This window comes from Lactonifactor longoviformis DSM 17459, from assembly GCF_900129135.1.
In the GTDB taxonomy this organism is placed as follows: domain Bacteria; phylum Bacillota; class Clostridia; order Lachnospirales; family Lachnospiraceae; genus Lactonifactor; species Lactonifactor longoviformis.
This window is the reverse complement of record NZ_FQVI01000034.1, coordinates 25,970-33,279: the sequence shown is the minus strand read 5'-3', so window position 1 is coordinate 33,279 and position 7,310 is coordinate 25,970. Positions and strand designations below refer to the sequence as shown.

Below are 7,310 nucleotides of genomic sequence, written 5' to 3'. Positions count from 1 at the left end.
CGGGGGATAGGGACAAGTCAGGGAGGTTAAGCGGAGTGAGCCGAAGATCCAGTCCACCAGCTGATTAACGAGGAAGGCTTTCCTGACGAGTTTAGCAGCTGGTAGGACTTAGCTGAGGGGAACGGAGCCTCGAGCTGACTTGTCCCTATCCCCCGCCCCCTGGCCCTGTCCCCCCGGTGCTCCCTTCTATATCCGTCCGTCTGCAACGCTTTGCTCGCCGACTACATAACCCCGAACTTCACATACACAAAACTATCACTCTGCACTTATAGTATCCACCACCGACATCCCCCGGATTTTCCTTGCGGGGCCACGCACAGCCAGAATCGCAGACCCTGCGATTACCAGTATGATCACCAGCAGAGAACCAACCGGTACATACCAGGCATCTCCCCATCGGTAAGTGACAAGTCTCTCAAACAGAAGCTTGTTTATAGGAAGACCTATGAGACAGCCAAAGAAAATGCCGAAGAGGGCGTAGGTTGCTGCCTCGGCTGATATCATTCGTATCAGCTGCCTGTCACTCATTCCGATGGCCCGCATGGCGCCATACTGACGGAGGCGGGCGGATACACTCATGGCAATGCTGTTAATGATATAGAATACAGAGATTAAGGCGATTACAGCCAGAAATCCGTAGATGAACAGGGAAAAGGAATAATATGCCCCCATGGTTTCACTGTTCTTTATACGCTGGTCTGAGAAGATAACCGAATCTCCGGCATCAGCGCGCATATGTGCCACATCATTATCTGTTACTTTGGAATTAAACTGTACATCTATGATTGTATAATTGCTCTCACCTGTTAACTGCTGAAATAATTTTTGGGAGCAAATTACAGTTTCAACCCCTGGTTCTCTGCTAAAAGGGCTGTCGGACAGAATTCCTGACACCTTAACATTCACCGGCTGTCCCTCAGAGTAGGAATCCATGGTAATTGTACTCCCCAGGTTCAGAGGATTTTCTTTGTGAAAAACAGTGAGTACCGAGCTGCCATTCTCTGTATCATCGATTGTTCCCTCAAGGAGCATATCCTCTGCCCACTGGAACTGATATGTTTCGTAGGAGATAAGGTTGACACGTTTTGTCTGTCCATGTATCTTTACCGGAATATTATAGGCAAAGCTTCTGCCGTACACCTTCTCTACAAAGGGAAGGACCGCATATGATTCAGCGAGATCCGGAGCGATTGCACAGGTATTGTCAGGACTGAGCACCGACAGATCCGGGGAATAGGGCTTCAGCGGTGTGATAGCATGGTTCATAAAATCTACTGCTGAGCGGAAGGACAGAAACAGAATAATACTGAAAGCAAAGGAGCCAATCATAAGGATAAAATTCTTCCTGCTCCCTTTTGCATGATGGATTCCCAAAGCAGTATCCACCTGAAAAAATGTGGTTGATGCTGCTTTACGCGCCGCCTGGATGGTGCCGGCATTTCCCGATACGGCCGCCACAGGGGAAACTCTGGATGCCTTTTTGGCAGGCGAACCGGCCGCAAGCAGGACAGTGATAAGGCCAATCAGTACACCGGATATCAGGCCCAGCCAGCTAATCCCGAAATCCGGCATCTCCCCAAATATGCTTGGACTTAAGAACTCCAGCAGTGCGCACAAAAGCCATATGACAGCAGTACCCGCGGCGATCCCCAGCGGGATGGCCGTTTTACACCAGCTAAGTGCTTCCCTTCGTACAAATCGTATCACTTGCTTCTGAGTTGCACCCAGACAGCGCATCATGCCGAAAAATTCCGTTCTCTGTACGACATTGCTGTTCAGGCTTCCAGCAATCATCAGAGTGCCTGCAATGGCAACCAAGACAGCCAGGACACCTGCAGTAAGATATAGCTGCATCATATAGGGATCTTTGCTCTGGAGCATCAGTGCCAGAAGCTTTGTATTCTGTGTGACTTGCTGGTCTGACAGCTGCAGCTGTGCCTGAATATCAGACAGTGCCTTTTGGATGCTGCAGTAGGGGGTGAATGTAACATAAAAGATTCCTTCATACGTTTCTGAGGACTCAGCAGACAGCAGTGTACGGAATGCTTCTGTATTTAAAAATATGCCGAAAGCATCTTTTTCAGTAAGCATAGACGTATCTCCTGTAAATCCGCATACCGTTAATTCTATAGATTCCCCCCGGGGAACGGTCAGCCATATAGTATCGCCTGTTTTAAGACCCAGCTGTTCTTTTACGCTTTTTGTAAAAACAGCAGAGTGTGTATCCTTTGGAAATTCCCCTTCCTCCAGCTCCATTCCCGTAAACATAGAAAGCAATTCCTCATCGAATCCGCAGATAACCGCATCATTCCCCTGAAGCTGATACCCCTCATCCAAGCGGTAATTGAGAACATCATACCAAGCGGATGCCTTTATCTCAGGCCGTGAGGCTATGATGCCAGCTTGTTCACCGGTGATTTCTTTAAAACCGGCATGCCAGCCCCCATCACTCTTTTGAGACTGCAGCTTCTGGGCCCGCATTTCCATATCTGCCATGCCGAAGATTACGGTAACCAGAAATACTGCGAGTATAATGCAGATTCTGGTCATTCTGCTCTGTTTGCGGTGCACCTTAGCGGAAATAGGGATTAAGTCCAGATAATGTCTCATACCTTCATACCCCCCAGTTCACTGAGAATACCGTCTGTGACACGCAGAACACGGTCGACAGAGGATGTAAGATTGATATTATGAGTTATCATAAGAACCGTCTGCTGATAATGCCTGGATGCTTTACAGAGAAGATCCATGACATCCTGACTGTTTTTGGAGTCCAGATTCCCGGTAGGCTCATCAGCCAGTACCAGCATGGGTTTCGCAATCAACGCACGTCCTATGGCTACGCGCTGCTGTTGTCCCCCTGACAGCTGACTGGGAAGATGCGTACGGCGATCTGTCAGACCTAATACCTCCAGGATTTCGTCTGTCTGCTCCCGGTTTGGCTTCTTATTGTCCAACAGAAGCGGAAATATAATATTCTGCTCCACATTCAGCTCTGAGATGAGGTGAAAGGACTGAAAAATAAAACCAATGTGGCGGCGGCGGAACACCGTACGTTTTGTTTCCTTCATTGAATATAAATCTTCCCCATTGAGATAAATATGACCGGACGTGGGAGTGTCCAGGCCCCCGATGCAGTTCAGGAGAGTACTCTTTCCGGAACCGGATTCCCCTACAACCGCAGTAAATTCTCCCTTTTCCACAGTAAAGGATACGTCTTGCAGCGCTTTGACCTGTGTATCACCTTTTCCATATACTTTGCAGAGATTTTGAGTACGCAATATTTCCATGTAATTATACCTCCTTGTTATTCTACCCTGACAGCATAGCAGGATCACCTTACATACAGATGAATTCCAGCTTACGGTTCTGTAAGGAAAGAAATAATAAAGGTGGTTCCTTTGCCTGGAGTGCTCTGAAGAGATAGAATCCCCCCCTGGCCTTCAATAATAGACTTTGCCAGAGGCAGCCCCAAACCTATCCCCTGTGTATGGGCGGAAGATTTACTGCGGTAGAATCGTTTAAAGATATGGTGAATATCTTCCGGAAGGATCCCGCTGCCGTTATCTGCAACAGACAGCCGAAGCATTGCCAAAGACCGCTCCCAGGCAATCTCAATGGTTCCTCCGGCTTCGGTATGGTCCAGAGCGTTTTTCACCAGATTGCCGATGGCTTCACCGGTCCATTCCAGGTCACACAGAATCTGCTCTCCGGGATCACCGTTTATCAGGATCTGTTTCTCTTCCTGTTTTGCTCTTGTAATCAATTCTGCAATTCCCCGGGAAACCAGTTCAGAAACTGTACAGAGTTTTTGCTCAAAACGAATATTTCCGGCATCCAGCCGCATAACCTTCAGCAGAGAGAGAATGAGCTGTTCCATGCGTGCGAGGGATATCAGAGATTTCCCGGAAAATTCCTCTACTAACGGGGGATTGTCCGGCTCATCCAGAATAATTTCTGCATACATATTCAGGGCAGCCAGGGGAGTCTTCAATTGATGAGAGATATCAGATATCATATCTTTTAAGAATTCCTTTGCTTTCTGTTCAGATTCGCTTTTGGACTGTAAAGCCATGGCCAGCTCATCCACAGATGCAAACAGCTGATACAGCGTACCTGTTTCGTTCCTGGGCAGATGACGTGCGAAGCTCCCCTCCGCAAATTCTGCAATTCTGCCGGCCGCCTTCTGATACAGAAGTTCCCGTCGGTGAAGAAAGAAAGCGGAGACGCCCATCAGAATCCCCCCGAATCCCAGACCTCCCAGAAGGGCGGCAGTCCTATATCTGACTGCCGCCCGACGGGCCGGGGGAAGAAGCCAAAAGGGAGTGCTGTCGGTACGCCCGCTTTTTTCAAGAAGCCGTACACCTTCCTCAGTAAGCTCGCTGTTTTTAAAGGCAGCAGCGGTAATGTCTTCCGATATACCCTGTTCCAGAAGATAGGAGGCGGCAGTCTGTTCCTGTCTGAGAAGAAGCTTTTTTGCCTCACGAGTCTGTATACCTGCACACAAAACGAAAAAGGCTAGCATCAGAGTGCAGAAGCAGGAGAGAAATAAAAAATAGCAGCGGGATTGCTTTTCATGCAGAAAGCTCATAGCGTTACTCCTTCCATTGGTATCCGAATCCCCGGACAGTCAGAAGATGTTCGGGGTGTGAGGGATCGTTTTCCAGTTTTTCACGCAGGCGGCGCACATATACAGATAAAGTATTATCGTCCACAAAGCTTCCGTTGCCGTCCCATAGAAGGTCCAGGATAGAGCTGCGGGTCAGGATGCGGCCGCTGTTTCTTACTAAAAGACATAAGAGCCGGTACTCAGCACTGGTCAATTCCAGGGGACTTCCGGACAGGAAAACCTTGCTTTGGAGAAGATCAACGGACACTTTGCCAGAGACGAGCAGGCTGTCCCCTATTTCTTTCTTCCTCCCGCTGCGTCTGAGAAGAGCCCGGATACGGGAGCACAGTTCTCCCAGACGGAAGGGTTTGGTAATATAATCATCTCCTCCGATGTCCAGTCCCCGTATCACAGAGGTCTCCTCATCTGCAGCAGTGAGGTATATGATAGGGATGGGGTTCCCCTTTCGGCGTACTTGTTCACAGATTTCGAATCCTGTTCCATCCGGAAGCGTAACATCAAGAAGAAGCAGGTCATAGTCGTTGGGGACAGATAAAAGCACTTTTGCCTCCCGGATCGTCCGGACAACATCCAACTGAAATCCATTCTTTTTCAAGGCATATTGCAAGCCATCGATCAGACTGATATCATCTTCTAAAAGAAGCAGCTTATACATAAGTTTCCTCCTGTAAATACATGTTTATAGTGTATTGTACCAAGCCGCTAGCGCGGCGGCTAGCCCTAAGTACGTGAAACTATCACTTTTTTCAAAAAAAGTAGCAGTTTTTGAATATATTTTGTATGGTTGAGTTACCCCTAACGCAACCGTAAACACATACCAAAAACCGCTATGTCTACTTTACCATGGTTCTTCAAACTCAACAACTACATATCAGAAAATTTTTACTGTCCGCCTCCTGATGCGGGGTGCTTTTTTTGTTTCCTGCCATCATATTTCACTAAGGAGGTTCCATTATGGACAATTATTTAAAACAGTTTCGTGAGATGCTCTCTCCGTGGCCGTAACGGCCATATAGTCAAGTCTTATTCCACTTACCAGGAATTTGACCATATATTTATGATAATCGAAAAGAATGGCGTGAACATAAATTTATAAAAAATCATCAATATAACTATAAAAATATTAATTAAAAAGGAGTTGTAAATAATATGCTAAAATAGTATACTTAATTTAACATAAAATTTACACATAATAATATCTACAATCGAGATATCTGAATTAATAAGAAGCAAAGCAAATCTGGTGCGATTCCAGAACGTAATCGCTGTGTTGGGTGTGGTTTCCCTAAGTCAGAAGCTGTTCAGATAGGTGTGTTTTGTTTGTAGATGTTTATAGTTAAATATCGTTAAGTAGACATCTGGAGACAGGTGTCTTTTTTAATTAAATGAAAAGGAGGTATAGTCCAATGGGAAAATAGTAAGTTACTGTAACCGATAATATAAGCGAAACTTGGGAGGGAACAAAATGAGAAGTAAAATAGTTAAAGTTGTTTGTGCTATGGTGATGGCTGCTATGCTTTTAGGCAGCTATTCAAACTATGCCTATGCAACAGAAACGGGTGGAGATAGTTCTATAAATACAGAAGAGGATGCAACAGAATTTAAAAATGAGGACACTAGATATATAAATGTAGGTCTACAAGATGCACCAGAAGGATATATTCCTGGAGGAGAAGAAATTACAGATAATAAGGAGGAAGAGGCAGGGGCTATTGATAAAAAAGAATTAGCAGCTCTTGAAGATGAAAAAACCTCAGATGACTGTGTAGCAATACCTAATACTGAGGATGTAGGACAAGCAGGGAAAACTCCAAATAATTCTCCTGCTTTGCTGGAGGCAACGTTATCCGGAACGTGGATAGAAGATGATGGAAGGTTGTGGTATAGACATGATGATGGCAGCTATTCGAGGAGCAAATGGGAAATGATTGATGATTATTGGTATTATTTTGATGCTTCTGGATGGATGAAAACAGGCTGGTTAGAATGGGATAATAAGACATATTATTTAAGTTCTGATAAAGATGATGAAGATTGGCCATATGGAGCTACTTTGATAGGTCGGTGGTATATTGGCAGTTTAAATGCTGAGAGAAGCACCTGGCCGGCTTATTGTTTTTTGGATGACGGCAGTATGTTGCATAATGGCTGGAATCTTTATTATGGTGAATGGAGCTATTATTATAGTGACGGACATGCACGGAGAACCGGGTGGTTTAAAGACAGTGGTAAATGGTATTATATTAAAGAAGACGGAGATTCTTGGCCGATAGCGGTGGAAAATGATTGGAGAAAGGTTGATGGAAGCTGGTATTATTTTGAAAGCGGCTGTGCAATGGTAACCGGCTGGAAGATAATCGGAAAAACGTGGTACTTTTTTAATAGTAGCGGAATCATGTTGACCGGCTGGCAAAAGTATGGAGATTCCTGGTATTATCTTGGGCCCGCCAATGATGGTGCCATGAGAATCGGCTGGTTCAAAGTAGGCGATACATGGTACTATTCTAATGATATTGGAGAAATGAAAACCGGGTGGGTAAAGGATGGAAAGTACTGGTACTACATGAATGATAGCGGTGCGATGAAAACGGGCTGGCTGAAATCAGGAAATACATGGTATTTTTTAAAGAGCAATGGAATGATGGCTACTGGCTGGCTTAAAGATGGCTCCCATTGGTAG

Annotated in this window: 5 protein-coding genes; 1 reads left to right on the top strand and 4 read right to left on the bottom strand. The window is 45.7% G+C overall.

Going from position 1 to position 7,310, the window contains the following annotated elements:
* Positions 1 to 255: 255 nt before the first annotated feature.
* The 4 genes from BUA56_RS19955 to BUA56_RS19940 all read right to left on the bottom strand — a co-directional run bounded on the left by BUA56_RS19955 (position 256) and on the right by BUA56_RS19940 (position 5,285).
* On the bottom strand, positions 256 to 2,610 hold the full coding sequence (locus tag BUA56_RS19955; RefSeq protein WP_072854534.1) for an ABC transporter permease: 2,355 nt from the start codon (positions 2,608 to 2,610) through the stop codon (positions 256 to 258).
* On the bottom strand, positions 2,607 to 3,290 hold the full coding sequence (locus BUA56_RS19950) for an ABC transporter ATP-binding protein (RefSeq protein WP_072854533.1): 684 nt from the start codon (positions 3,288 to 3,290) through the stop codon (positions 2,607 to 2,609). The genes BUA56_RS19955 and BUA56_RS19950 overlap by 4 nt, the downstream gene beginning before the upstream one ends.
* A 71-nt stretch (positions 3,291 to 3,361) precedes the next feature.
* Positions 3,362 to 4,591: a sensor histidine kinase gene (locus BUA56_RS19945; RefSeq protein ID WP_072854532.1), complete on the bottom strand. Its 1,230-nt coding sequence runs from the start codon at positions 4,589 to 4,591 to the stop codon at positions 3,362 to 3,364.
* Between the two features lie 4 nt (positions 4,592 to 4,595).
* The gene (locus BUA56_RS19940) at positions 4,596 to 5,285 is read right to left on the bottom strand and encodes a response regulator transcription factor (RefSeq protein WP_072854531.1); all 690 of its coding nucleotides are present in this window, start codon (positions 5,283 to 5,285) and stop codon (positions 4,596 to 4,598) included.
* Between the two features lie 810 nt (positions 5,286 to 6,095).
* Here BUA56_RS19940 and BUA56_RS19935 point away from each other — a divergent pair.
* Positions 6,096 to 7,310 (top strand): N-acetylmuramoyl-L-alanine amidase family protein, encoded by a 1,215-nt coding sequence (locus tag BUA56_RS19935; protein WP_072854530.1) that lies wholly within the window; start codon positions 6,096 to 6,098, stop codon positions 7,308 to 7,310.